A 24,387-nucleotide genomic window follows, 5' to 3' on the forward strand; every position below is an offset into this window, starting at 1 on the left:
AAATTCACTCCAGAAAAGCACCAGACGAGCGCAGTTCGCCGTACTCGCGGGTGCCGTACTCGGCGAAGACGGCGAGCGCCGCGGCTCGCATGGAGGCGGCGGCGGGGGCGTCCCCGGCCGCCTCGCGGGCGGCGGCCAGGTCGCGCAGGGTGCGGGCGCGGAACAGCGGCAGCCCCAGCCGGTCCCACAGCGCGACGGCCCGGCCGAGATGCTCCTCGGTCTGCGCGTGCCTGCCGTGGGCCAGGTGCAGCTCGCCGACGGTCCGCTCGACGAGCGCCATCCCGAACCGGTCGTCGTTCCGTTCGCACACCTCCATCGCCTCCCGCAGCTCGGGCAGGATGCCGGCGTCGCCGCCGAGCCGGATGCGGGTCTTGGCCAGGGCCTGCACGCAGTACGCGAGCATCAGCGGGTCGCCCGCCTCACGCAGCAGGGCCACCGCCCGCGCGCACAGCTCCTCGGCCCGGCCGAACTCGCCGACGGCCCGGTGGACCAGGCCGATGGTACGCAGCGTGATCCCCTCGCCGCGCTTGCTGCCCAGCCTGCGGAAGGCGGCCAGGGCGTCGTCGAGCAGTTCGCGGGCGGCGGCGATCTCACCCTGTTCGAGCAGCACCGATCCGGCCAGCCGTTTGACGTATCCGACCGCGGCGTCGTCGCCGAGCGAGCGGAACACCTCCGCCGCGTCCCGCAGGTGGGCCAGCGCCGCGGCCAGGTCGCCCAGCTCGCGGCAGGCGTTGCCGATGCCGGCGACGGCCACCGCCTGCCCGTGCGCGTCGCCGCCCGCGCGCAGCAGCGGCAGCGCCTGGCGGAAGAACGCCTGCGCCTCCGGATAGCGGTCCTGCCGGTAGCGGAGCTGGCCGAGCCCCACCAGCAGCGTCGCCTCGGCCAGCGGATCGCCCGCCCGCCGTGCCGCGCCCAGCGCCGACTCGTGCGTACGCCGCCACTCCTCGAAACGGGTGTCCACGGAGAACGAGGAGGAGCACAGGGCGGCGGCCACCTCGCAGGCCACCTCGTGCAGGTTCATGGCGGCCGCCCGCTCCACCGCGACGACCAGGGCGGGGCTCTCGGCGCTGAACCACGTGACCAGGTCGGCCACGTCCGCGTCGACGGGCCTGGCCATGGCGTACTCGCGCCGCAGCGTCAGCGCGCCCGGCGGCCGGGCGGCGGCGGCCCGGGTGATCAGCCACAGCCAGCCGCCCAGGGCGCGGTTCACGGCCGCCGCGCGCTCCTCGGGCGGCTCTTCGGCCTCGGCGCGTTCGGCCGCGTACACGCGCAGGAGGTCGTGCAGGCGGTAGCGGGCCTGCCCGGCCGCGTCCACGGCGACATCGTCGAGGAGCTGGGCGTCCATCAGGCGTTCGACGACCTCCTCGGCCTCGGTCTCGGGCACGTCCAGGAGCGCCGCGGGCACCCAGGACGCGAAGTCGGGCACGCCCAGCAGCCCGAGCAGGCGAAACGCCCGTTTCGCCCCCTCGTCGAGCCCCCGGTAGCTGAGCGCGACGCTGGCCCGTACCTCCAGGTCGCCGGCGGTGAGCTCGTCCAGGCGGCGGTGTTCGTCGGCCAGCCGTCCGGCCAGCGTCGCGAGGGGCCAGTTCGGGCGGGCCGCCAGCCGCGCGCCCGCCGTGCGCAGCGCGAGCGGCAGATGACCGCAGAGGCGGACGATGTGCCCGGCCGCCTCCGTCTGCGCCCGTACGCGCTCAGGACCGGCGATGCGGGCGAGCAGGTCCACTGCCGCAGGGGTGTCGAAGACGTCGAGGTCGCTCACCCGCACCCCGTCCAGGCCGGCGAGCCTGCGCCTGGCCGTGATCAGCACGGCGCAGGTGGGGCTGCCCGGGAGCAGGGGGCGTACCTGCTGCTCGGAGCCCGCGTCGTCGAGCACCACGAGCACCCGCCGGCCGTGCAGGGCGCTGCGGTAGGCGTCCACGCATTCGGGCACCGTCGACGGAATCGCGGACGGCGGCAGGCCGAGCGCCCGCAGGAAACGGCCGAGCACCTCCAAAGCCGGGGCAGGAGAGCCGGTGACGCCGCGCAGGTCGGCGTAGAGCTGCCCGTCGGGGTAGGCCGGGGACGCCTGGTGGGCGGCCTTCACCGCGAGCGTCGACTTGCCGACTCCGCCCTTGCCGGAGATGACGCACACCGTGACCGTGTCGCTGGGGGCGCCGAGCAGGGCGGTCAGCTCCGCGAGCTGGCGCTGCCTGCCGGTGAAGTCGGCGACCCCGCGGGGCAGGTGCGCCGGGACCGGCTGTGATTTGGGCAGCGCCGGAGCGGGGTCCAGGGCCGGGTCCGCGCGCAGCACCGCCTCGTACAGTTCCTGCAGCTCGGGGCCGGGATCTACGCCCAGCTCGTCGGCCAGCGCCTTGCGGCCCTCGTGGTAGACCGCCATCGCGTCGGCCTGGCGGCCCAGCCGGTACAGGGCCCTCATGAGCAGGGCGCGGGGGCGCTCTCTGGTGGGATGCAGGCGGACCAGCTCGGTGAGCTCGCCAGCCGCCTCCGCGTGCCTGCCCAGCGTCAGCTCCGCGTGAAGCAGCTCCTCCTGGACGAGCAGCCGCGTCTCGTCGAGGCGGGCGGCCTCGCCGCGCAGCACGTGCCCGATGCCGCCGAGCGCCGATCCGCGCCACAGCGCCAGCGCCGCGCGCAGGCTCTCGGCCGCGCGGTCGTGCCCACCGTCCGCCGCGTGCCGCCGGCCTTCGGCGACCATCCGCTCGAACGACTCCACGTCGAGCCGGCCGGGCTGGAACCGGGCCGCGTACCCGGGCGGCCTGGTCTCGATCACCTCCGCCTCGCCGCCGTCCGCGAGCGTGCGGCGCAGGCCGTACACGTACGTCTGGACGAGCGCGGAGGCGCTGCGCGGCGGGTCGTCGCCCCACAGCACGTCCACGAGCCGCTCGCTGGAGACGACCTTCCCGTCGGCCAGCAGCAGCGCGGCCAGGAGGGCGCGGGGTTTCGGGCCGCCCAGCGCCAGGCGCTTGCCGCCGTCCCAGGCTTCGACGGGGCCGAGCAGACGGAACTCCACTGATCCCCCTCGGGGCGGTGACCTTGTCCCCGCAGTGATAACACCGCGGGACCCCGTACGCCACCGCCCCGAGGAGGAAATCGGTCAGTCAGATCAAGCAGCGCATCGCCGACGGATACGGCGCGAAGGTGACGGTGGACGGCCAGGAGTTCGCGGCCTTCCCGCCGCCGGTGAGCCTGCTGGAGGCGGGCGGGCTCGGGCTGCCCGCGCAGAAGCAGGAGTGGCTGCGCGGCCTGGCCAGGGCGGTGCTCGACGGCGTGCTCACCACCGAGCACCTGCGCTCGCTCGGCCCCGAGGGTGCCCTGGCCGAGCTGCGCGCCATGCCGGGGGCGGGGCCGTTCTCGGCCGGGTTGATCCTGATCAGGGGGGCGGGCGCGCCGGACGCGTTCCCTGGCGACGAGCCGCGGCTGTTCGGGATCCTGCGCGAAGCGTACGGGCTGCCGGAGGACGCGTACCGGAGGCTGGCCGACGCATGGCGGCCGTACCGCTCCTAGGCCTCGTTCCTCTTCCGGTCCTCCGCGTACGGCGTGATGGACGATCGGGGTGACCGGGGAAGCTTCGGCGAGCGGCCCGTGTTCGCACCTGCATGGAGAACCGTTTCGCGGACGTGGCTGTCATCCGGCGACTGCTCAGCCAGGCGCAGACGTGGGCTTTCGTGGGTCTCAGGGACAACCCGGACCGCACGGCCTACGACCAGGCCCGCCTGCTCCAGTCGAGGGGCAAGCGGATCATCCCGGTTCACCCGAACGCCGAGACGGTTCTGGGTGAGCGCGGATACCGGTCGCTGGCCCAGGTTCCGGACAGCGTGGACGTCGTGGCCGTGTACCGGCGTTCGCGCGACGCCGGGGAGTCGGTGGACGACGCGATCGCGGCCGGCGTCAAGGCGGTCTGGCTCCCGCTCGGCGTCATCGACGAGGCCGCCGCCCAGCGTGCGCTGGACGCGGGCCTCGACGTCGTGATGGACCGCTGCCTGGGAGTCGAATGGGCGCTGCGCCGCGCTAGCTAGGCGGTCGCGGATCTCTGGTGAGGCCTGGATCGTAGGCCCAGTCGGAGATGAGCACCTTCAGCGCCTCAGGTGGCCGCTCCGGGGTATGGGTGGACAACCCCGCATCCGGAAATACGACGCTCAATAGCGAACGTTTCCGCGCGTGGGCGGAAAGCGGTTTTGCGGACGAGGCGCTCGGCGGCTCGACCAGCGCCATCGGAATTAAGCGCCGAAACCAAATACTGGAGTGGCCGAAGCCCGGTAACGCAGCCGACGAATATGGGGAGTGCAATCGCGTAGGCTGGGACAAGTGCGATTAAGAGTAGCGTTCACGGAGCAGGCGGCCCGCATCGGCCGGATCGCCACCACCGCCCTCGGTGCGGTCTTCATGGCTTCGGGGTGCGTGTCACCACCGGCCTCAGTGACAATGCGGGTCGATCCCGCCGCTCTCAACGACGTTCGCGGAATAGGCGAGGTGCGGGCGGAGGCCAGTGACGAAAGCGAGAGAGACGGCAGGACACAGGTCGCGCGAGACCTCGTCATCGACGTCGGGGCCACAAGCGGCCGAGCGGCGCTCGACAAGGCGGCCGATCTACTGGCAGCCCGTAAGTGGCTGATCAAAGCGCAGAACCGGCCGACAATCGTGTTGATGGAATCCGCCCGATGGGGCGAAGCGTACGCGACTCTGCGTCCGTTTAATCCTGCGTACTTCGAAGACAAGCCAGAAGTTCTGGAGCAACTTAGGAAGGCTTCCGCCAAGGAGGAATCGCTCGTATACCTTAGTGTATATGAAGGGACAATATGATAGAGAACTTTAAGGCTGAGTTTGCGGCTTGGTGTTGAGACCCCAATCGAATGATCATGGTCCCGCCGTTCACGGTAGCTGCTCCTGCAAGGGCCGTCGGTGCGCGACGCTCGGGCCCAGGAGGCGTCGGGTGACTCAGGGGGAAGAGGCAGTTGTCCGGCTACAAGTACAAGATTGAGCACTCGGCCGACACCACCGATCCGAGCGGCTGGACCAGCCTGGAGGACCACACGACCGCCCTGACCACGTACTTCCCTGCCCCCGAGCGCGGTGAGCGCCCGAGCAACGGCTCGAGCTCCTCGGGTGGCGGCATCTACGAACTCGGCGTCTACGGCGCTCCGGCCGCCGGGTGAAGCGGGTCGGCTGAGCTGGGCCATCCGCGCCACCGCCTGGTGGCGCGGACAGCGAGGGTTACCGCACGGCTGCGAACGCCACAGCAGTGGTAGAGGCGATGGCCGTCGTCAAGACCACCATCAAGAGCACCGTGCCCAGCGGGTTCTTCCGCGGTCGCGGCGGCACGGCGCGCTTGGCGCGGACGTAGGTCACCGTGGGCTTGGGGGTCGGCTTGATCGTCGGTTCGTGCTTCGGTTTCGGAGTCGGCTTGGCCCGGACGGGCGCGGGTACGACAGCGGGCACCCGCACCCGGTTGGGGGTCGGACGAGAGGTCGGTCGCTGGGTCGGCTTGGGTTTCGCGGGGCGGGGAGTGATCACGACCCGGACCCTGGGCGTCGCCTTCGGAGTGGCGACGGGTCGCGGGTTCAGGGTGACGCCGGGCTGTGGGTTGGGGACGGCTTGGGGCGGCGGGTTCGCGGCCGGCGACCCGCATCGTCCGATGTGCACACTCACCAGTGGCACGTCCACGCAGACGGCCACGTCGGCGCTGACGCTCACGGTCGAGTCGCCGGGGTCCGGGTCGGCCGCGGCGGGAGCGCCCGCGGACAGCGCCAACAGCGTGCCCGCGAGGAGCAGTGGCATGCGCCAGGCGCCCACGGTCAGACGCCTCCGGAAATCCGTGCGAACTCCTGCAGCGCGCTCTTGTACGCCTCAGGCTCCACGGCCAGCGGGCCGTTGAAGGCGTGGGAGATGTCCCAGGTGAGGTAGATGCCGAAGCCGAGCATCGCGGCCATCGCCACCACCGGCAGGAGCGCCAGGCCGCGCGGCCTGGCCCCGGCCAGGAACGGGAACAGGACGACCAGCAGGCCGGTGATGATCGTCAGGGCCAGCAGTCCGTCGGGTGGGGTCGCGGCGGCGTCGGCGGTGCGCTGGGCGCGGGCGGCGGCGATCGCCGCGAGGTGGTCGAGCACCGCGGTCCTGGCCTCCTTCTGGTCCGTGGTCACCTGCAGCGCGTCGACGCGGGCCCGGAGCGCGTCGAGCCGCTCCGTGCCGACGGGGTCCATCGAGCCACGCTCCATGACGGGCCACTCGTCCTTGACGATGAACGTGATGTAGTCGCGCAGGCCGGCGCGTACCAGGGCGGGGGCGGTGCCGGGCAGGCCGGAGGCCGACCAGTAGGCCTCCACCGCGGCCTGGCTCTCGGTCTGCGTGTTCTGGGCGGCGGTGTCGGCGGTGGTCCACGGCACGATGATCGCGATGGCGAAGACCAGCAGGAACATGGCGGACAGCATCGCGCCCGCGTGCCCGGCCGACGGTCCGCCGGCGTCGTTGTCGTCGCTGCCCTTCTTCGCGAGCCGGAACAGCGTGGCGGCGACAGCTACCACGCCTACCGCGGCCGCGGCCGCGATGATGTATTGCAGCATAAGGATCTCCCCAATCCCCACCGGACACTGAGCGTGACATTACTATCACAGATAGCACGGCTACTCAGGGGATACATTGCGGTACAGGACGTCACCGAATGGTCTCGGCCGGGCGCGAAGGTGAGGTCACCGGTCAGCCCGGCACTGAAGAGCCGGATTCGTGACAAGTCCCGATTCGTGGCCCTTGCGGCTGGACGGATCGCCGACGAGATCATGGCGCGGGGAGAGAAATGTCCAGGCTGACTCTCCGTGTCATGAAATATCGGGACCATGGGCGGCGTGAACCTTCTCAACGGCCGCAGATTCGTGATGGTGAGTTCGACGGCGAGCGTGGTGGACCTGGAGCGGCCCACCGAGTTCGACTACTGGGAGGCCGACGGGGTGGTGTGGGGCAGCTACACCGGCGACACCGTCGCGCACGGCCGTTTCGTCGGCACCAGGGACGGCGACGTCGTCTCCATCGCCTACGCGCACGCGCTCAAGGCCGGCGGCAAGGCGGGCGGCCAGAGCAACAGCCGTATCGAGACCGACGCCGACGGCCGGCTGCGCCTGATCGAGGAGTTCCAGTTCGAGGGCGACGACACCCGGCACGTCAGCGTGTGCACGGAGGTCGTCACCCCCTGACCGCCCAAAGCACGGTGAAGGCCCGGCCGATGCCAGATCAGCCGTCCTTGCGCAGGGCGGCCCTGCCCTCCGCGGCGCCGACGAAGCGCATCTTGCCGAGCGGCACGTCGCCGGGGGCCTCCTGGGCCGCCCGCCGTACCGGACGGGCCTTGTCACGGTCGCTGGGCAGCACGTACGGCCGCCTGAGCACCTCGTCCAGGATGAAGACAGTCTCGGTCGCCTTCACGGCCGGGATGTTGGCCAGCCGGTCGGTCACCATGGCGTGCACCTCGGCCACGTCAGACATTCGCACCTGGATCATCGCGTCGTGCTGGCCGGTGGTGATCGCGCAGTACTCCACCTCGGGCATCCTGGCCAGCTCCGCCCTGAACTGCTTCCACATCTGCTGCCGCACGGTCACGAAGATCAGCGCGGTGATGCCGAGCCCCGTCCTGACGTGGTCGATCTCGGCGGTGAACCGCTTGATCGCGCCGTCGGCACGCAGCGCCTCGAAACGGGTGTACGCGTTGGCCCGGGAGATGCCCACCCGCTCGGCCAGTGCCGAGACCGAGATCCTGCCGTTCTCCCGCAGGACCTCGAGGATCTTCATATGGACCGCGTCGAGCTCGAGGCCGATGCCGATCCGTCCAGGCTGACCACCAGCACCGGCACCATTTCTGGAAATTTCACTCATAGTTACCCCCGGCCTATTTATATACGTCTCAGCGACCGCACAGCGCCTGGACGTTCTGCCGGACAATCCTCGGCATCTTTCGGCCAATCGTCCAACTGGAGGACTCAATGGCGACCCGCTCGCAGACGGCGGCTGTGCTGCTCGCCGGTGCACTCGCCCTCGCCGCCTGCGGAAGCGGCGGTTCCCAGACCCCCGCCGCCCAAGGTGGCGGCGGCAAGACCCTGGTGATCGACACCTCCTTCGACCTCAAGACGGCCGACCCCGGGCGTACGTACGAGCCGACGGGCCTGTTCGTGGAGAAGGCGATCTACGAGACGCTGCTCACCTTCGAGGGCGCCGACGTGACCAAGCCGGTCCCGGCGCTGGCCGAGTCGTACGAGCTGTCCAAGGACGGCAAGGTGCTCACGCTCAAGCTCAAGCAGGGCGCGACGTTCGCCGACGGCTCCCCCGTCACTGCGGACGACGTGGTGTTCTCGCTGACCCGGGTGCGGGACATGAAGGGCACCCCGTCGTTCCTGCTCGACGGCGTCGAGGTGGCCAAGAAGGACGACTCGACGGTCACGCTGACCTCCAAGGCGGCCAACCCCGCGCTGCCGTTCATCCTGCCCAACCCGGCGCTCGGCATCATCAACAGCAAGCTCGCCAAGCAGCATGGCGCGACCGCGGACGCGCAGGACAAGGCCGAGCAGTACCTGAACTCGGCCGCCGCCGGGTCGGGCCCGTACACGATCGAGTCGTTCAACGTGAGCAGCCAGGTCGTGCTGAAGGCGAACGCCAAGTACTACGGCACCAAGCCCGCCTACGACAAGGTCGTCATCCGCAACGTCGAGGCCGCCACCCAGAAACTGAACGTCCAGCGCGGCGACAGCCAGGTGGCGCTCAACCTGTCGGGCGACCAGGTGACCGGCATGCCGGCGAACCTCCAGGTCAAGAAGACCGCCTCGGCCAACGTGATCTTCCTGCTGGCCAACCAGGACGACAAGGTCAGCAAGACCACGCCGAACGCCAAGTTCGTCGAGGCCGTGCGCAAGGGCGTCGACTACACGGGTCTGCTGGAGCTGGCCGGTGAGGGCTCCACGCAGGCGCCCGGCGTGATCCCGTCGCAGCTGCTCGGCGCGCTGCCCGCCGACCAGGCGGCCAAGCGCGACGTCGAGGGCGCCAAGGCGGCCCTGGCCGCGAGCGGCGTGGCCAACCCCACGGTGAAGCTGGAGTACCCGAGCGAGCTGACCGTGAACGGCCTGTCGTTCCAGCCGCTGGCCGAGCGGATCCAGGCCAACCTCAAGGAGGTCGGCATCACGGTGGACCTGCAGCCCGCACCGGTCACCACCGCGCTGGACAACTACCGCAACGGCAAGGAGGAGATGGGGCTCTGGTACTGGGGCCCGGACTACCCGGACCCCAGCGACTACCTGGCCTTCCTGCCGGGCAAGACGGTGGGCCTGCGCGCCGGGTGGAAGACCGGCGCGGCCAAGGAGATCGAGGCCGCGGGTGAGAAGGCCGCGACCGCGATCGGCGACGACGCGCGCAAGCAGGCGTACGCCGACGTGCAGACGAAGCTGAACGCCTCGGGCCCGTTCATCCCGCTGATCCAGCCGAGCCAGAACATCGTGACGGCCGCCTCGGTGACCGGCCTTGAATACCACCCGGTCTGGACGGTCGACGTCGCCCGCCTGGGCGCGAAGTAAGCATGTCCGCCACGGACGACACGCCCCGCGCGCCCCGGCGGCGCGGGGCGCACCCCCTCGCCCGGTTCCTGATCCGGCGCATCCTCCTGGCGCTCCTGCTGGCCTGGGGCATCACGCTGGTGACGTTCGTGCTGACGAACCTGGTGCCCGGTGACCCGGTGGCCGCGAACCTGGGCCAGCGGGCCCTGGGCGACCCGGCCATCGTCGCGCAGTGGCGCTCCGAGCACGGCCTGGACAAGCCGCTGTGGGAGCAGTACCTGCTGCACCTCCAAGGCGTCGTCCACGGCGACCTCGGCACCAGCCAGCAGAGCCATCGGCCGGTGAGCCAGGACCTGGCCGAGTTCGTGCCGGCGACGCTGGAGCTGGCCGGGGCGGCGATCCTGGTCTCGCTCGTGCTCGGTGTGGCGTTCGGCGTGATCGCCGCGCTGCGCAGGGACCGGCTGGCGGACCACGCGCTGCGGGTGCTGAGCCTGATCGGCATCTCGGTGCCGACGTTCTGGCTGGCGCTGGTGGCGTTCTACGTGTTCTTCTACCGGCTGCAGATCACCCCGGGCAGCGGCAGGGTCGACGCGGCGCTGGGCTCGGCCCCGGCCGTCACCGGCCTGCAGACCGTGGACGCGCTGCTCGCGGGCCGATGGGACATCTTCGGCTCGGCCGTCGGCCACCTGATCACGCCCGCCCTCGTGCTGGCCCTGTACACGATCGGGCTGCTCACCCGCTTCACCCGCTCCGCCGTGCTGGAGGTCCTCGGCCAGGACTACGTGCGGGCCGCCAGGGCCAAGGGCCTGCCCGGCCGGACGATCCTGTTCCGGTACGTGCTGCGCTCGGCGCTGGTGCCGATCATCACGGTCGCGGGCCTGGCGTTCGGCAGTCTGCTGTCCGGCACGGTCCTGGTCGAGGCGATCTTCGCCTGGCCGGGCGTCGGCCAGTACGCCTACAAGAGCGCCACCACCCTCGACCTGCCCGCCGTCATGGGCGTCGGGCTCGTGGTCGGCGTCGTGTACCTCGTCATCAACCTGATCGTGGACGTGCTGTACGGCGTCATCGATCCCCGAGTGAGGCTTCAGTGAAACGGGATCCCCTGGCCCGCAAGGGCCTGACCGGGCGGCTCCCCCACGCGTGGCGTCAACCGCTGGCCGTCATCGGCGCCGTGATCGCGATCCTCTGGCTGGTGGTCGCGCTGGCCGCGCCGGTGCTCGCGCCGCACGACCCGCTGGCCCAGGACCTGCCGCGGCTGGCGGCCCCCGGGCCCGGGCACTGGTTCGGCACGGACCAGCTCGGCCGCGACATCCTCAGCCGGGTCATGCACGGCGCGCGGGTGTCGATCCCGCTGACGCTGATGCTGGTGGCGCTGTCGGTGCTGGTCGGCGGCCTGCTCGGCGCCTGCGCCGGATATTTCGGTCGATGGGTGGATGAGACGATCATGCGGGTGGCGGACCTGGTGTTCGCCTTCCCGACGGTCATCCTGGCCATGGTGGTGGCCGCGGCGCTCGGGGCGAGCCTGACCAACGCGGTGCTGGCCGTACTCGTCGTGGCCTGGCCCGCCTACGCCCGCGTGACCCGCGGGCTGGTGCTGGGTGTGCGGGAGCGGGAGTTCGTGCTGAGCGGGCGGCTGCTGGGCTTCTCGGCCTGGCGCTCGCTGCGCGTGGACGTGCTGCCGAACGTGACGGGCCCGGTGCTCGTCCTGGCCACGCTCGACATCGGCACCGCGCTGCTGCTGCTGTCGGGGCTGTCCTTCCTCGGTCTCGGGGCCAAGCCGCCGTCTCCGGAGTGGGGCGCGATGGTGGCCTCCGGCGTGGAGGTCTTCGACAGCTGGTGGGTGGCGACCTTCCCCGGCCTGGCGATCCTGACCGTGGTGCTGGCCTTCAACTTCCTCGGCGACACGCTGCGGGACGCCCTCGATCCCCGTACGGCCCGCGCCATCAAGGAGCGTGCGCTTTGACATCCTCCACCCGCCTGAAGACGGGGGATTTCAACAGCGACTACCTCGCGAGGAGGAGGTCGCGTTGAGGTTCGCGGTTCACGGGCCCGCCCAATGGCGAGCTTCCCCGCGCAGCAACGGCATGCCCTGCCGCCGTGTCGCGTACGTTCTTGGCCGCGTTGACGTCGGCGTTGTCCTGGTGCCCGCACGCGACGCACAGGAAGAGGGCTTGGCTCTCGCGGCTCTCCCTGGCGATGTGCTTGCAGGCGTTGCAGGTCTGCGACGTGTAACGCGGGTTAACCGTCTGGACACGACCCGGAGCCTTGTGCTCCAGCCGGACCGCGAGTCGGCCCCAACCGGCGGCGAGGATTGCCCTGTTGAGCCCTGCCTTCTGGCGGACGTTCCTGCCAGGCTCGGCCAGGGTGCCCTTCGCGGAGCGGGTCATGTTGCGAATCTGAAGGTCTTCGATGGCGATCATGTCGAACCGGCGGGCCAGATCGGTCGAGGTCTTCTCGATCCGGTCCTTGCGCCGGTCGCTCTCGCGGGCCTTAAGCCTGGCGATGGCCTGCTTGACCTTGACGCGGCGCTTCGACCCGCGCTGTGCGCGGGCCAGCTTCCGCAGCACCCGCAGCAGACGCACCTTCTCCGTGCCGTGGTATGTCGGCACGGACAGCAGTTCGCCCGTGGACAGAGCCGCCGACACGCAGACACCCCGATCTACTCCGACGACCTCGCCCGTACCCGGCGCGGGGATAGGCTTTGGGATCGCGGCGAAGGCGACATGCCAGCGGCCCGCCCGGTCACAGGTGATGCGATACGACTTCATTCCCTCGGGCATGTTGCGGGACCAGCGGAACCGAACCCAGCCCACCTTGGGCACCTTGACTTCGCCCACGTTGCGGGACAGGCGGCGCACATCTCCCGCCTTGACCGCCACGATCCGGAAACCTTCTCCCCGTCCGCGCTTACGCCAACTCGGGCGCCTGTGGGTCTTGCCGAAGAAGTTCGCCATCGCCTGCGCAAAGTCTTTGAGCGCCTGCTGCTGCACGATGATCGACCCGGCACGCAGCCACGCGAACTCTGCTCGCGCCTCCGTCAGTTGGCGGCACTGCTCGGCGAAACCGGGCGCGCTCGCGCCCCCCGCCTTCCAGTGCTGATGCTGCTCGACCGCGAGATTCCACACGAACCGGGCATGCCCGCAATGCTCGAGCAACGCCGCCTCTTGGGCAGGCGTGGGCTGGAGCCGGTAGCGGGACATGCCGATCAAGCTACAGATCAACACCGACAAAACCGGGAGCCAGAGTGTCTGTCCGCTTCGCGTTTCCTCCCTGTCCTAAAGGACGGGGCATCCACGCTGAAGGTGCTTGGTGACCCTGGACATCACCGATCTGAAGGTGACCATCGGCGACAAGAAAATCCTTCGCGGCGTGGACCTGTCGCTCCAGGAGGGCAGGGTGCACGGGCTGGCGGGCGAGAGCGGGTCCGGCAAGACGATGACCGGGCTGGCCGTCCTGGGCCTGCTGCCGCACGGCTCGCGGACCACCGGCAGCATCGCGCTCGGCGACCGTGAGCTGCTCACGCTGCCGCCGAAGGAGCTGAACCGGGTCCGCGGCGGCGAGGTGGCCATGGTCTTCCAGGACCCGGCCACGAGCCTGCACCCGATGCTCACGATCGGCAAACAGCTCACCGAGCACATGCGCCACCACCTCGGCGTCGACAAGCGGGAGGCCCGGCGGCGGGCCGTCGAGCTGCTCGGCAAGGTGCGCATCCCCGGCGCCGAGGAGGCGTACGGGCGCTTCCCGCACCAGTTCTCGGGCGGCATGCGGCAGCGCGTCGCGATCGCCATCGCGCTGGCCTGCTCCCCCAAGGTGCTGATCGCCGACGAGCCGACGACGGCGCTGGACGTGACCGTGCAGGCGGGGGTGCTGCGGCTGCTGCGCGGGCTCTGCGACGAGCTGGGGCTGGCCGTGCTGCTCGTCACCCACGACCTGGGCGTCATGTCGGCGGTGGCGGACGAGGTGAGCGTGATGAAGGACGGCCTGGTCGTGGAGACGGGGCCGCGCGGCCAGGTGCTGCGCGAACCCGCCCATCCGTACACCCGCTCCCTGCTCGACTCGCTGCCCGAGACCTCACTGCCCGAGACCTCACTGCCCGACGCCGAGCCCTCTCCCGCTCCCCGTTCGGAGGATTCATGACCCTGCTGGCGATCGACGACCTGGTCGTCGAGCACCGCTCGCCCGGGCGCCCGATCGTCAGGGCGGTCGCCGGGGCGAGCCTGTCCGTCGGCCCCGGCGAGGTCGTCGGCCTGGTCGGCGAGTCCGGCTGCGGCAAGTCGACGCTGGCCCGCGCGGTCTGCGGGCTCAACCCGGTCACCGAGGGGTCGATCACGTTCGACGGGCAACCGGTCACGCCGCTCGGGCTGCGCCGGCGGAAGCTGACGGGCATCCAGATGGTGTTCCAGGACCCGTACGCGTCGCTGAACCCGCGCCGCCGCGTGGGCGACCAGATCGCCGACGGGCTCCGTACCTCAGGCGACACCGCCACCGCGCCCGCCGACCTGCTGGAACGCGTCGGGCTGCCCCGTGACTTCGCGGGCCGGCACCCGCACGAGTTCTCGGGCGGGCAGCGGCAGCGCATCGCGATCGCCAGGGCGCTGGCGGCCAGGCCCCGGCTGCTGATCGGCGACGAGCCCATCTCGGCGCTGGACGCGTCGGCCCAGTCGCAGGTCGCCACCCTGATGCGCGACCTGGCCGTGGACTCGGGGGCGGGGCTGCTGTTCATCAGCCATGACCTGTCGGTGGTGCGGCTGATCGCCGACCGGATCGCGGTCATGTACCTCGGTAAGATCGTTGAGGTGGGCAACACGGCCGAGGTGTGGGCGAACCCCCGGCACCCGTACACACAGGCGCTGCTGCGCGCCATCCCCAAGCCCGACGGGATGGGCGTGCTGCCCGCCGAGCTGCCCGGCGACGTGCCGGATCCGGCGCACCCGCCGCGGGGCTGCCGGTTCAACCCGCGCTGCCCGCAGGTCATGGACGTCTGCCGGGACAAGGAACCCGACTTCGGACCGGTCGCCTGCTGGCTGCACGAGCCTGCGACGTGACCGAGCCCATCCTGGACGCCGTGCGGGCGGCCATGGTCGAGGCCGAGGTCGACGCCCTGGTTCTGCGGCCCTCACCCGACTTCAGGTTCCTGGGTGGGAAGGGCGAGGGGTTCCTCGTCGTCACCCTGGACACGGCCGCCGAGACCGCCGATCCCGGCCCGCTCGTGCCCCGCGCGGCGCGGCGGGTCGGCGTGGACCCCGAGATGCGGGTCCGCGAGCTGTTCGGGCTCACGATCGAGGCCGAGCTGGTGCCGGCCACGGCCGTGCTGGCGCCGCTGCGGCTGCGCAAACGGCCGGAGGAGATCGAGGCGGTCCAGCGCGCCGTCGTGGCCGCCGAATCGGTGCTCGGCCAGGCCCGTGAGCTGGCCTGGTTCGGCGCCACCGAGGGCGCGATGGCCGCGCGGCTGCGGCGGCTGCTGCTGGAGAGCGGCTGCGAGGAGGTCCTGTCGCTGCGGGTCGCGGCGGGTGAGCACACCGCGCGTCCCGCGCACCAGCCCGGCGGCCGGGTGATCAACCCCGGTGACGCGCTGCTGGTCTCGCTCTGCGGCCGATGGAACGGCTACTGCGCGGAGGTGGCGCGTGTGTTCGCCGTCGCCGAGCCGCCGGAGGACTTCGAGGCCATGTACTCGGTGGTACTCGCCGCGCGGGCCGCCGCCCTCCGCTCGGCACGGCCGTCGGCCGCCGCCGAGAGCGTGGCCAGGGCGGTCAGGGACGTGATCGACGGCAGCGGGTACGGCCGTTTCGCCGCCGCGCACTTCGGCCGGGGCGTGGGGCTGGGCCATGATGAGGGCCCGCGGGTCGTCCCTGGTGACGACACGCCGCTGGAACCGGGGATGACCCTGTGCCTGGAGCCCGCGATCTACGTACCGGACCTGTTCGGCGCCCGGGTGGCCGACGTGGTCGCCATGACGGCGGAGGGCCCCGTCGCCCTCGGCTCCGGCCACCACACCCTGCACGTCCTCGACCGCTGACGCCGCCTCCCCCACGGCTGACGCTTCACCGAGGCCGTCCGTGAGCTCGGCCGACCACCCGTCTAGGCTGATTCGGGGGATCATCGGAGGGCGTCTTGGACCAGTTCGTGCTGCTCATGCTCATCCTGCTGGGCGCACTGATCACGGTGCCGCTCGGCGACCGGCTCGGGTTGCCGTCGCCGGTGCTGATGACGCTGCTCGGCATCGTCCTGGCCCTGCTGCCGTTCGTGCCGGACGTGGACGTACCGCCCGACATCGTGCTGCCGCTGCTGCTGCCTCCGCTGCTGTACGCGGCCGTGCGGCGGACGTCGTGGCGGCAGTTCGCGGCGAACTGGCGGCCGATCTTCCTGCTCGCCGTGGCGCTGGTGTTCGTGACGACGGCGGTCGTGGCGGTGACGGCGCACGCGCTCATCCCAGGCCTGCCGATCGCGGCCGCGGCGGCGCTCGGCGCGCTGGTGGCGCCGCCCGACCCGGTGGCGGCCACGGCGGTGGCGGGCCGGCTGGGGCTGCCCAGACGGCTGGTGTCGCTGCTGGAGGGCGAGGGTCTGTTCAACGACGTCACGGCGATCGTGCTGTACAAGGTGGCGATCACGGCGGCGGTCACCGGCGTTTTCTGGTGGCCGGGCGCGCTGGGCGAGTTCGTGCTGTCGGCGGTGGTGGCGGTCGCGGTGGGTCTGGCGCTCGGCTGGCTGGCCGGTCGGCTGATGGCCGTGCTCGGCGACGCCACGCTGCAGGTGGGGCTGTCGCTGCTGGTGCCGTTCGTCAGCTACGCGCTGGCCGACAGGTGGCACGGCTCGGGGGTGCTGGCCGTCCTGACCACGGCGTTCTACCTGAGCGAGCACATGTCGGACGCCGACGACGTGAAAGGCAGGTTCGCCTCGGCGACGTTCTGGCAGATCGTCGACACGCTCGTCACGGGGGTGGCGTTCGGGCTGATCGGCCTGGAGCTGCACACCGTGTTCGGCACGCTCGGCGGGCGGCTGGGCGAGGCGCTCGGCTGGAGCGCCGCCGTGGTGGGCGTCGTGGTGGTGGTACGGCTGGTCTGGCTGCTGCCGGCCGCCTGGGTGGCCAGGAAGACTCGCCGGGCCGGGGACGACGAGTCGGAGGTGCCGCTGAGCTGGCGCGAGACGGTCGTCATGTGGTGGGCGGGCATGCGTGGCGTCGCCTCTGTGGCGCTCGTCCTGGCGATCCCGCTGCGGACGGATGACGGGGCGCCGTTCCCGCAGCGGGCCATGCTGGTGTTCATCGCGTTCGCGGTCATCCTGGCCACGCTGGTCGTACAGGGGCTGACGCTGCCCTGGCTGGTGTCCAAGCTGGGCGTCAAGAGCGACACCGCGGCCGAGCGGGACCTGGAGCGGCGGCTGGCCATCAGCGCGGCGACCGCGGCCAGACGGCGGCTCAAGGAGATCGACGAGGCCGAGGACCTGCCCGAGGAGGTGGTGGAGCTGCTCGCCAAGCGGATGACGGACATCGGCATGCGGATCAGCGCCGAGGCCGCCGACGCCGAGCGGCGCGCGGCCTACGAGAAACGCGCCGAGCGGGTACGCACGGTCAGGCGGGTCGAGTCGGAGATGATGTCCGCCGCCCGCCAGGCGGTGCTCGACGCGCGACGCGACCCGAACGCCGACCCGGAAGTGGTCATCCGGGTGCTGCGCCTGCTCGACGCGCGGAGTCTGCACTGACCGTCATGCCGGCGCCGCCTGCCCGGTGAGGATCGACTGATGCAGCGCGGCCAGCCGCTCCCCCGGATCGAGCCCGAACTCGGCCCGCAGGTGCCGGGCATGGGAGCGGTAGGCATCGAGCGCTTCGGCCTGCCGCCCGGCCAGGTAGAGGGCGCGCATCAACTGGCTGTTGAGCCGCTCGCGCAGCGGGTGCCGTCTGGTGACCGCGATGAGCTCGGCGATGAGTTCATGATGGTTGCCGTGCGCCAGTTCGAGCTCGAAACGCTGCTCGCTCGCCTGAAGGCAGCGCTCCGTCAAGGCGGGGACCACCTGGTCGTGCAACGTCATCGACGGCACATTCGGCAGCAGCGGGTCGCGCCACAATGCCACCGCCCGCCGAAGAGGGCTCAGCATCCGAGCCGGATCTCCGGCAACCTTTCTGGCCAGCTCGCACAGCGTTTCGAACTCGGCGAGGTCCACCTCACCATTCAGCAGATAGCCGTCCCCCGAATTGTGGATCCCGTGGCCGTGGCCGAGAATCTTCCGCAGCCGCGAGATGTACACCTGAATCGCGCACCGCGCGCCGGCCGGTGGCTCGTCGTCCCATACGCGTTCGATCAATGTCCGCACCGTTACCGGATGGCCGGCGGCCAATGCCAGGCTGGCCAGAATCGTGCGCTGCTTGGCGGCGGGCACCGCGACGATCCGCCCGTCCCGTACGACCTTGAGCGGTCCGAGCACTTCGAACCGGAGAACGCTCCCCATGGGAACGACTGTGACCGATTCCAGCGTCGTGGGGCTGTCCGCCCGCTGACGCCGACCTGACGCCGCCTCAGTCGATCAGCAGGAGCCGCGACCAGGCGAGCGGCTCTCCGGCGGCGGCGGACAGCAGGGCGAGCGCCACGCCGGCCGCCCCTCTGAGCAGGCCGGGATGGTCGACCGCCACTCCGTTGTCCTCCACGTCGAGGTAGCCGAGGAGCGAGTCGGACCGGTAACGATTGAACAGTTCGCCGACCAGCCGCTGCACGGCGTGCCGGAAAGCGGGCTGGTCGGTGTCATGGGCGAAGGCCAAAGTGATGAGGAGCTGTCCGGCCGTACCGTGGCAGAGGTTGGGAGAGGGCAGCCACGGCGGTAGCGCGCAGTGGGTCAGGAAGGCGTCCACCGCGAACTCCTGATAGCGCGGCGCTCCGACGGCGGCGCCGGCCAGGTAGAGCGCGCGGGCGATGCCCGAGCCGCCGTGGCACCAGGATCCGGCGTTGACCCGCGGCCGGTCGGAGCTGCCGCTCGGATCCAGTTCGACGGCATCCGGCCAGAGGACCACCCCGCCCTCGGCCCCGGCCTGAGCCATCAGCCACCGGGCGCCCCAGTGGATGGCGGTCTCGACGTCGGGCCGCTGGAAGCGGTGGTGCCGTTCGAGCAGGGACAGCGCCGCGAGCGGTCCTGCCACACCGTGCGCCAGCCCGCAGTCGACCAGCCTGGCTCCCTCCCCCTGCCGGAACCGGTAGCTCAGCCGAGGGAGCCCGTCCTCGCTCAGGACCGCGACCAGCGCGTCGGCCACCGAGGCCGTGACCCGGTCGGCCTGTTTCGAGCCGGCGCGGCCACGCAGGTAGCCGCACCAGCCGGAGATTCCCGTGACCGTGTCGTATCCGCGAGGCGCGGGCCGCTCGTCGGCGGCCAGCCCCTGCGCGAAGCCGCCCATCCTGGCCAGCAGCCGGTCCTCGAAGGGCAGGAACGACGCGCGGTGGGCACCGAGACCGGGCTGCCAGGCCGCGGTGGCGTAGCCGACGGTGCCGGAGAACAGCGACAGCGTCGCGTCCGGCGCCCTCGCCTGATCGAGGCCGGCCGCCAGGAACTCCTGTCCGAGCGCCTCCCACCCCGTGTCCGGGAACCGATCGGCGAACGCCGCGGACATGAGCCCCAGCCCGGCGTCCCCCATGGACAACCCGGCCGCGGACCAGGTGTTCGCCTGCCGTTTCGCGGTGACGCGCGCCAGTGTGGCCAGAGCCCGCCGGCGCAGCCGCGCATCCGCCACCTGCCCGGCGACCTGCCGCGCGCACACCGCGATGAGCGTGTTCATGGTCAGCAGAGCTTCGATCCTGCTTCGCAGCAGGTGTCGTAACACGTCGCCCAGACCGTGCCGCACCCTTCCACGCCGTCCAGGCACAGGGTCTGATGCACCGTGTCCGCCATCGGGACGGTCGCCGCGACGGCCGGATCAGGCAGGCTGCGTAGCTGCAGATCAAATGAATTATCCATGTATCGAGTCCTCGAGTCTCAGCAGACGGTGGGCGGCGACTGGCAGGTGTCCTTGCAGGTCTGGTAACAGGTGGCGCCGCTGACGGTGGGGCAGTTGCGCGTGTTGCACATTTCGATGGTCATCGACATGTCATGGATCCCGTATTCCGCGGATTTCGTCGGCAGGCTGCGCAATTGCAGGTCGAAAAGCTTTTCCATGTTCCACTCCTCCGGCTGGCATTCGCATGCTGAACCCAGAACGTATCTCACGCTTCCTTCGTATCGTTTACGCGCCGCCTACGCGGCTCGCGAAATCGGCGCGTAAGCGGCAGGTATGCGCGGCCGATTAATCTGGGGGCGCGGTAATACCAAATGAAGGGGTTTCTGTGCCGGAGGAAATTGAATTCGCCGTGGCCGACTTCGCCCTGCTGCGTACGCCGGCCCTTTCCGCCGGCCATGCCGCGGTGACCCTCGAGGACCTCGACCCCGACGATCCGGGGCAGTGCGATCGGATGATCGACTATCTGCGTCGAGTGTCGGCGCCGCCGCTGGTCCGCGAGGCGCTGGAGGTGTCCAGCCGGTCCTTGGCCAGGATTCTCGGCAAGGTGGAGCGCGGCGAGGACGTCTCTCACGCCAGGCTGCGCCGGGCGATCTACGCGGTGACCAAGTACGTGCTGCGCATGTCCACCAGGCCGACGCCCTTCGGGCTGCTGGCGGGCGTGGAGATCGCCGGGTTCGGCGACCGGACGCGGGTGTCGCTCGGCGGCGCGCACCGTAAGGCCGTGCGGCCGGACATGGACTGGCTGCTCGCCGTCGTTCGCAGGTGGGAACGGGATCCGGAGATCCTCCGGGGGCTCCGGGTGGTCGTCAACGATCTCGCGCAGGTTCGCGGGGATCGGCTGGTGCTGCCGTACATCCGCGCCGACGACCAGGGCGGGCACGCGCACGAGACCTCCGTGCGGCACTCCGCCGCGGTGCGCAGGGTCTGCGAGCTCGCCGGCACGGCAACGCCGTACGCGGAGCTGGTGGCGCTGCTGACAGCGGAGTTTCCCGAGGCGTCCGAGCAGGTCGTCGAGTCGATGCTGGCGGAGCTCGTCCGGCACGAGTTCCTGCTGACCGACCTGCGGCCGCCTTCGTACGGCCGCGATCCGGTCCGGCATGTGCTGGACCGGGTCGGCGCGAGGGAGCCGGAGGCCGTCGCGCTCGCCGAGATCGACCGCGCGCTGCAGACCTACGCGCGGCGGCCGCCTGGGGAGGGGATCGCGCAGCTCAGGGCCGTCATGACGGCCATGGACCGGCTGCGGGCCGCCGACCAGCCCGTACAGGTGGACCTGCGGGTGGACGCGCGGGTCACGCTCCCGGCCGCGGTGGTGAACGAGCTGGAGCACGCGGTCACCACGCTGCGGCGCGTCACGGCCGACACCGGGCTCACGCACCTGTCGCAGTACCACGAGGAGTTCGTGGAGAAGTACGGCATCGACAACCCGGTGCCGCTCAAGGAGCTCCTCGACCCGGCCAGGGGACTCGGTCCACCGGCGGGCTATCTGCGGCCGTCCGGCTCCCGGCGTCCGGCTCCGCATGCCGACGTGCCGTCCGGCAGGGCCCGGCTGCTGGCCGAGCTCGCGCAGCAGGCCGGCCGGGACGGGCGCCAAGAGGTCCTCCTGGAGGCCGACCACGTGCGACGGCTCAGCGTCAACGGCGCCGACGCGCCGCCGTCGGCCATGGAGCTGCCCGTGACGGTGCTGGCGGACTCGGCCCGCGCTCTCGACGAGGGTGATTTCCGGCTGGTGATCCCGGCAGCCTCAGGCTCGTCGCAGTTGGGGGCGTTCTTCGGCCGTTTCCTGCACCTGTTCGCGGACTCGCCACGGCCGATCGCCGGCCTGCGTGATCTCCACACCACTACAGCCGGCGCGGTCGCGGCGCAGCTCACCTTCCAGCCGCACCGGACCCGCCTGGGCAACGTCTCCCAGGTGCCACGCGTTCTCGACCAGTTGGTCAGCGTCGGCGTCTACGTGGCCGATCCCGGTGTGCTGGGTGTGGACGACCTCGCCGTCTATGCCGACCTCGCGCGGCTCCGCGTGCTGTCCCTGTCGCTCGGGCGTGAGATCAGGCCGATGCCGTTCCACCTGATGAACCTGTACACGGGCGCGCCGAACGCCGCGCGGCTGCTCGCGGAGATCTCCCAGGCGGGCACGGGTGTCTGGCGCGGCTGGCAATGGGGTTCGCTGAACCATCTGCCGTTCCTTCCGCGCGTGCGGTACGGCCGGACGGTCGTGGCATCGGCGCGCTGGCTGCCGCCCGCGTCCCTGCGCGACCCCGCCCGGCAGGGCGGCCAGTGGCCCGGCCTGCTCGACGAGTGGCGAGCCCGATGGGCGGTCCCCGACCAGGTCGAGGCCACCCTCGGCGATCAGCGGATCACCCTCGACCTCACCTCCCCGCTGCATCGCGGGCTGCTCAGGCGCGAGCTGGCCCGGCAGCCGGACCTGGTGCTCCACGAAAGACCGTGCGGGGGCGAGCCGGGCACCGGCTGGCTGCACGGCCTGGCCAACGAGGTCGTCGTCCCGTTCGTGCCCCGGCACCGGCCGCCGAGCGCACCCCGCGCTCCCGTCCGCCTCACCTCGTCCCGGCCCCGTCACCTGCCGGGCGGGCAGTGGCTCTACGCCAAGCTGTACGTCCCGGCCGAGCAGCAGGACGACCTCCTGGCCACGGCCGTTCCGCCGCTCATCAACGCGGTGCGATCCCGGATCGGCCGCTGGTACTTCCTCAGGTACGCCGACCCCGATCCGCATCTGCGGCTCCGCTTCCACGCCGGCCGGCGCGTGCTGCCGCTGCTGCACGACTGGGCGCGGGACCTGTGTGATTCGGGAAGGGCGCAGCGGCTCGTGCTCGACACCTACGAGCCCGAGGTGGCCCGCTACGGCGGGGAGAAGGCCATGGAGCTGGCCGAGCAGGTGTTCCATGCCGACTCCGAGGCCGTGCTGGCCCAGTTGCGGCTCCGGCTGGACGGGATGGATGGCCTCCCGTCCGAGGTGCTCGCGGCGGCCAACTATGTCGACATCCTGCGCGGGCTCGGCGACGAGTCGTGGCAGCAGTGGCTGCTGGCGAACTATCCCAAGGGCGCCCACCATCACGCCTTCCGCCGCCACCGCGAACCGGCCATGCGCCTCATCGATCCGGCGGGTGACTGGCACGCGCTGCGGGCGTACGAGAAGAACCTTCCGGCGCTCTGGGCACCCCGGTCGAGAGCGGTCTCCGAGTACGGCGAGGTGCTGCGCCCCGGAGAGCCGAGCTGGACGACGGCCGTCAACAGCCTGCTCCACATGCACCACAACCGGCTCGTCGGCGTCGACCGCGAGACGGAGAGCGCGTCCTACGCCATCGCCCGCGGCGTGGTGCGGGCGGCGCACGACCGGCGGGCGTTCGGGACATGAACCTGCTCCAGGTGACGGCGGAGCACGTTCTGGGCCACGTCGCCGACGGACTGAGTGACCCGGGGCGAATGGCGAGCGCGGCGACCGTCATGTCGAGCCTGCCCCCCGATCTCAGGGTCATCGACACCGGCGCGCTGTCCATGAGCGGCGGCCACACCGGCGTCGCGCTGCTGTTCGGTGTCCTGGGCGACCGTGAGCGCGCCTACGCGCACCTCGCCAGGGCGGCTTCGCTGCCCGATCCGCCCGGCAGCGGCGGGCTGTGGACCGGGCTGCCCGCCCTGGCGATGGCGACCTGCCTCACCGCCGCCGCTCCCGGTGACTACGCGACACTGCTCGGGCAACTCGACACGTTCGTGGCCGGCGTCGTCCGGCGACGGCTGCGTGCCTTCCGCCAGGAGCTCACCCGGCGGCGGCCCCGAGGATTTCATCACTACGACATCCCCTACGGGCTGACCGGCCTGGGCAGGTATCTCCTCCTGCGCGGGGAACACGACCTCGTCGCCGACGTACTCGCCTCATTGGTCGAGCTCACCCGGCCCATCGCGGTTGGCGGCGACGAGCTCCCCGGCTGGTGGGTCGAGGGCGGTCCCACGCTGAGGGACGTCGACGGATACGAGCTCGGCCACGGCAACCTGGGCGTCGCGCACGGGATCACCGGGCCGCTGTCGTTGCTGGCCATCGCCATGGAACAAGGGGTCCGTGTCCCCGGCCAGGACGCGGCCATGGAGCGGATCGTGGAGTGGCTGCTGGACCGGCGCCTTGAGGACGGTCATGGCCCGTTCTGGCCGGCGACCGTGACGCTGCCCGAGCAACTGGGGATCCGGCCGCGGTCCGACACGGCGTTCCGGGCGAGCTGGTGCTACGGCACGCCCGGCATCGCCCGCGCCCTCCAATTGGCCGGGCGGGCCCTGGGGCGTTCCTCGTGGGAAGAGGCCGCCGTGGGCGCCATGCGGGCGATGCGCGATCGGCCGGTGGCGGACTGGGGAGTCTCCGGTGCGTCGCTGTGCCACGGGTGGGCCGGGATACTCCGGACAAGCTGGCGGATCGCCGAGGATTCTGGAGATAGCGCGGTCCGCTCCATCGTCGGCACCGCGGCCACCCGGTTGCTCGCCCTGTACGACGCCGGGTCGCCCTTCGGCTTTCGATACCCGCTCGGACACGGAGTCGAGATCGACGTGGCCGGCGCCATCGAGGGTGCGGCCGGGATCGGCCTCGCGCTGCGGAGCTGCCTCCTCGCGGAGGCACGCTCCGACTGGGACACGCTCCTTCTGCTGAGCTGACCGAACGGGCCTCGCCGGGGAATCGCCCCGGCGAGGCCCGCATTCGGCCCGATCAGCAGCACCTGGTCACGGTCACTGGATCTTGTGAGTCTCGGTGACCATCGGCGTGTCGGACCCGCCGTCGGCGGCCTGGGCCACGGACGCGGCCCCGTACACCGTCACGGCCGCGAACAACACGGCCCCGATCATCGCCGCCACTCTCGATCTGCCGCGCATAGCGACTCTCCTTCGCCTTCGATGGGATGTCTC

Annotated in this window: 25 protein-coding genes; 15 read left to right on the forward strand and 10 right to left on the reverse strand. The window is 71.3% G+C overall.

Features of this window, described 5'->3' with window-relative positions; genetic code table 11:
• Positions 1 to 4 precede the first annotated feature (4 nt).
• A complete protein-coding gene (locus ACGFNP_RS03555) occupies positions 5 to 3,007 on the reverse strand; it encodes a BTAD domain-containing putative transcriptional regulator (protein WP_393314321.1) in 3,003 nt (1,000 codons plus the stop codon).
• Between the two features lie 128 nt (positions 3,008 to 3,135).
• Here ACGFNP_RS03555 and ACGFNP_RS03560 point away from each other — a divergent pair, with 128 nt between their 5' ends.
• The 5 genes from ACGFNP_RS03560 to ACGFNP_RS03580 all read left to right on the forward strand — a co-directional run bounded on the left by ACGFNP_RS03560 (position 3,136) and on the right by ACGFNP_RS03580 (position 5,150).
• Complete coding sequence (locus tag ACGFNP_RS03560; RefSeq protein WP_393314324.1) at positions 3,136 to 3,501, forward strand: hypothetical protein; 366 nt, start codon at positions 3,136 to 3,138, stop codon at positions 3,499 to 3,501.
• A 92-nt stretch (positions 3,502 to 3,593) separates the two neighbouring features.
• Entirely contained in the window at positions 3,594 to 4,013 is a 420-nt protein-coding gene (locus ACGFNP_RS03565) for a CoA-binding protein (protein WP_393314327.1), read from the forward strand.
• A 47-nt stretch (positions 4,014 to 4,060) separates the two neighbouring features.
• Positions 4,061 to 4,312 (forward strand): hypothetical protein, encoded by a 252-nt coding sequence (locus ACGFNP_RS03570; RefSeq protein ID WP_393314330.1) that lies wholly within the window; start codon positions 4,061 to 4,063, stop codon positions 4,310 to 4,312.
• Entirely contained in the window at positions 4,303 to 4,797 is a 495-nt protein-coding gene (locus tag ACGFNP_RS03575; RefSeq protein ID WP_393314333.1) for a hypothetical protein, read from the forward strand. The genes ACGFNP_RS03570 and ACGFNP_RS03575 overlap by 10 nt, the downstream gene beginning before the upstream one ends.
• 152 nt (positions 4,798 to 4,949) lie before the next feature.
• Complete coding sequence (locus ACGFNP_RS03580; RefSeq protein WP_358340106.1) at positions 4,950 to 5,150, forward strand: hypothetical protein; 201 nt, start codon at positions 4,950 to 4,952, stop codon at positions 5,148 to 5,150.
• A gap of 58 nt (positions 5,151 to 5,208) precedes the next feature.
• Here the strand turns inward: ACGFNP_RS03580 and ACGFNP_RS03585 are convergent, their stop codons facing one another.
• Both ACGFNP_RS03585 and ACGFNP_RS03590 read right to left on the reverse strand, forming a co-directional pair.
• Positions 5,209 to 5,772: a hypothetical protein gene (locus ACGFNP_RS03585; protein WP_358340104.1), complete on the reverse strand. Its 564-nt coding sequence runs from the start codon at positions 5,770 to 5,772 to the stop codon at positions 5,209 to 5,211.
• A gap of 17 nt (positions 5,773 to 5,789) precedes the next feature.
• On the reverse strand, positions 5,790 to 6,554 hold the full coding sequence (locus tag ACGFNP_RS03590; protein ID WP_393314336.1) for a hypothetical protein: 765 nt from the start codon (positions 6,552 to 6,554) through the stop codon (positions 5,790 to 5,792).
• A 279-nt stretch (positions 6,555 to 6,833) separates the two neighbouring features.
• On the opposite strand from ACGFNP_RS03590, the gene ACGFNP_RS03595 reads away from it, so the two are divergent.
• Entirely contained in the window at positions 6,834 to 7,178 is a 345-nt protein-coding gene (locus tag ACGFNP_RS03595; RefSeq protein WP_358340101.1) for a hypothetical protein, read from the forward strand.
• 37 nt (positions 7,179 to 7,215) lie between these two features.
• On the opposite strand, the gene ACGFNP_RS03600 is transcribed toward ACGFNP_RS03595, so the two are convergent.
• The gene (locus ACGFNP_RS03600) at positions 7,216 to 7,851 is read right to left on the reverse strand and encodes an Lrp/AsnC family transcriptional regulator (RefSeq protein ID WP_358340099.1); all 636 of its coding nucleotides are present in this window, start codon (positions 7,849 to 7,851) and stop codon (positions 7,216 to 7,218) included.
• Positions 7,852 to 7,958: 107 nt separating this feature from the next.
• Here ACGFNP_RS03600 and ACGFNP_RS03605 point away from each other — a divergent pair, with 107 nt between their 5' ends.
• Genes ACGFNP_RS03605 through ACGFNP_RS03615 form a run of 3 tightly spaced genes read left to right on the forward strand, consistent with a single transcriptional unit; the run spans position 7,959 to position 11,478 of the window.
• Positions 7,959 to 9,536, forward strand: coding sequence for an ABC transporter substrate-binding protein (locus ACGFNP_RS03605; protein ID WP_393314340.1), 1,578 nt, complete (start codon positions 7,959 to 7,961; stop codon positions 9,534 to 9,536).
• Positions 9,537 to 9,538: 2 nt separating this feature from the next.
• Positions 9,539 to 10,606, forward strand: coding sequence for an ABC transporter permease (locus tag ACGFNP_RS03610; RefSeq protein WP_358340095.1), 1,068 nt, complete (start codon positions 9,539 to 9,541; stop codon positions 10,604 to 10,606).
• Entirely contained in the window at positions 10,603 to 11,478 is an 876-nt protein-coding gene (locus ACGFNP_RS03615) for an ABC transporter permease (protein WP_358340093.1), read from the forward strand. The genes ACGFNP_RS03610 and ACGFNP_RS03615 overlap by 4 nt, the downstream gene beginning before the upstream one ends.
• 40 nt (positions 11,479 to 11,518) lie before the next feature.
• On the opposite strand, the gene ACGFNP_RS03620 is transcribed toward ACGFNP_RS03615, so the two are convergent.
• Positions 11,519 to 12,715: an RNA-guided endonuclease InsQ/TnpB family protein gene (locus ACGFNP_RS03620; RefSeq protein WP_393314344.1), complete on the reverse strand. Its 1,197-nt coding sequence runs from the start codon at positions 12,713 to 12,715 to the stop codon at positions 11,519 to 11,521.
• Positions 12,716 to 12,824: 109 nt separating this feature from the next.
• Between ACGFNP_RS03620 and ACGFNP_RS03625 the strand changes: the two genes are divergently transcribed.
• The 4 genes from ACGFNP_RS03625 to ACGFNP_RS03640 all read left to right on the forward strand — a co-directional run bounded on the left by ACGFNP_RS03625 (position 12,825) and on the right by ACGFNP_RS03640 (position 17,213).
• Entirely contained in the window at positions 12,825 to 13,652 is an 828-nt protein-coding gene (locus ACGFNP_RS03625) for an ABC transporter ATP-binding protein (protein WP_358340089.1), read from the forward strand.
• Positions 13,649 to 14,560 carry an ABC transporter ATP-binding protein gene (locus tag ACGFNP_RS03630; RefSeq protein WP_393314348.1) on the forward strand — a complete coding sequence of 304 codons (912 nt, stop codon included), beginning with the start codon at positions 13,649 to 13,651 and terminating at the stop codon, positions 14,558 to 14,560. The genes ACGFNP_RS03625 and ACGFNP_RS03630 overlap by 4 nt, the downstream gene beginning before the upstream one ends.
• Entirely contained in the window at positions 14,557 to 15,531 is a 975-nt protein-coding gene (locus ACGFNP_RS03635) for a Xaa-Pro peptidase family protein (RefSeq protein WP_358340085.1), read from the forward strand. The genes ACGFNP_RS03630 and ACGFNP_RS03635 overlap by 4 nt, the downstream gene beginning before the upstream one ends.
• Before the next feature lie 95 nt (positions 15,532 to 15,626).
• Entirely contained in the window at positions 15,627 to 17,213 is a 1,587-nt protein-coding gene (locus tag ACGFNP_RS03640) for a Na+/H+ antiporter (RefSeq protein ID WP_393314352.1), read from the forward strand.
• A gap of 3 nt (positions 17,214 to 17,216) precedes the next feature.
• On the opposite strand, the gene ACGFNP_RS03645 is transcribed toward ACGFNP_RS03640, so the two are convergent.
• From ACGFNP_RS03645 to ACGFNP_RS03660, 4 genes are all read right to left on the reverse strand, one after another.
• The gene (locus tag ACGFNP_RS03645; protein WP_393314355.1) at positions 17,217 to 17,957 is read right to left on the reverse strand and encodes a BTAD domain-containing putative transcriptional regulator; all 741 of its coding nucleotides are present in this window, start codon (positions 17,955 to 17,957) and stop codon (positions 17,217 to 17,219) included.
• Positions 17,958 to 18,024: 67 nt separating this feature from the next.
• Positions 18,025 to 19,269 carry a lanthionine synthetase LanC family protein gene (locus ACGFNP_RS03650; RefSeq protein WP_393314358.1) on the reverse strand — a complete coding sequence of 415 codons (1,245 nt, stop codon included), beginning with the start codon at positions 19,267 to 19,269 and terminating at the stop codon, positions 18,025 to 18,027.
• Between the two features lie 2 nt (positions 19,270 to 19,271).
• Complete coding sequence (locus tag ACGFNP_RS03655) at positions 19,272 to 19,448, reverse strand: hypothetical protein (RefSeq protein ID WP_358340077.1); 177 nt, start codon at positions 19,446 to 19,448, stop codon at positions 19,272 to 19,274.
• Between the two features lie 18 nt (positions 19,449 to 19,466).
• A complete protein-coding gene (locus tag ACGFNP_RS03660; protein ID WP_358340075.1) occupies positions 19,467 to 19,646 on the reverse strand; it encodes a hypothetical protein in 180 nt (59 codons plus the stop codon).
• 167 nt (positions 19,647 to 19,813) lie between these two features.
• On the opposite strand from ACGFNP_RS03660, the gene ACGFNP_RS03665 reads away from it, so the two are divergent.
• Entirely contained in the window at positions 19,814 to 22,858 is a 3,045-nt protein-coding gene (locus tag ACGFNP_RS03665) for a lantibiotic dehydratase (protein WP_393314362.1), read from the forward strand.
• On the forward strand, positions 22,855 to 24,138 hold the full coding sequence (locus ACGFNP_RS03670; protein WP_393314364.1) for a lanthionine synthetase C family protein: 1,284 nt from the start codon (positions 22,855 to 22,857) through the stop codon (positions 24,136 to 24,138). The genes ACGFNP_RS03665 and ACGFNP_RS03670 overlap by 4 nt, the downstream gene beginning before the upstream one ends.
• A gap of 72 nt (positions 24,139 to 24,210) precedes the next feature.
• On the opposite strand, the gene ACGFNP_RS03675 is transcribed toward ACGFNP_RS03670, so the two are convergent.
• On the reverse strand, positions 24,211 to 24,354 hold the full coding sequence (locus ACGFNP_RS03675; protein ID WP_358340069.1) for a hypothetical protein: 144 nt from the start codon (positions 24,352 to 24,354) through the stop codon (positions 24,211 to 24,213).
• Positions 24,355 to 24,387: the final 33 nt, after the last annotated feature.

This window comes from Nonomuraea sp. NPDC049269 (assembly GCF_043197155.1).
Lineage (GTDB): Bacteria > Actinomycetota > Actinomycetes > Streptosporangiales > Streptosporangiaceae > Nonomuraea.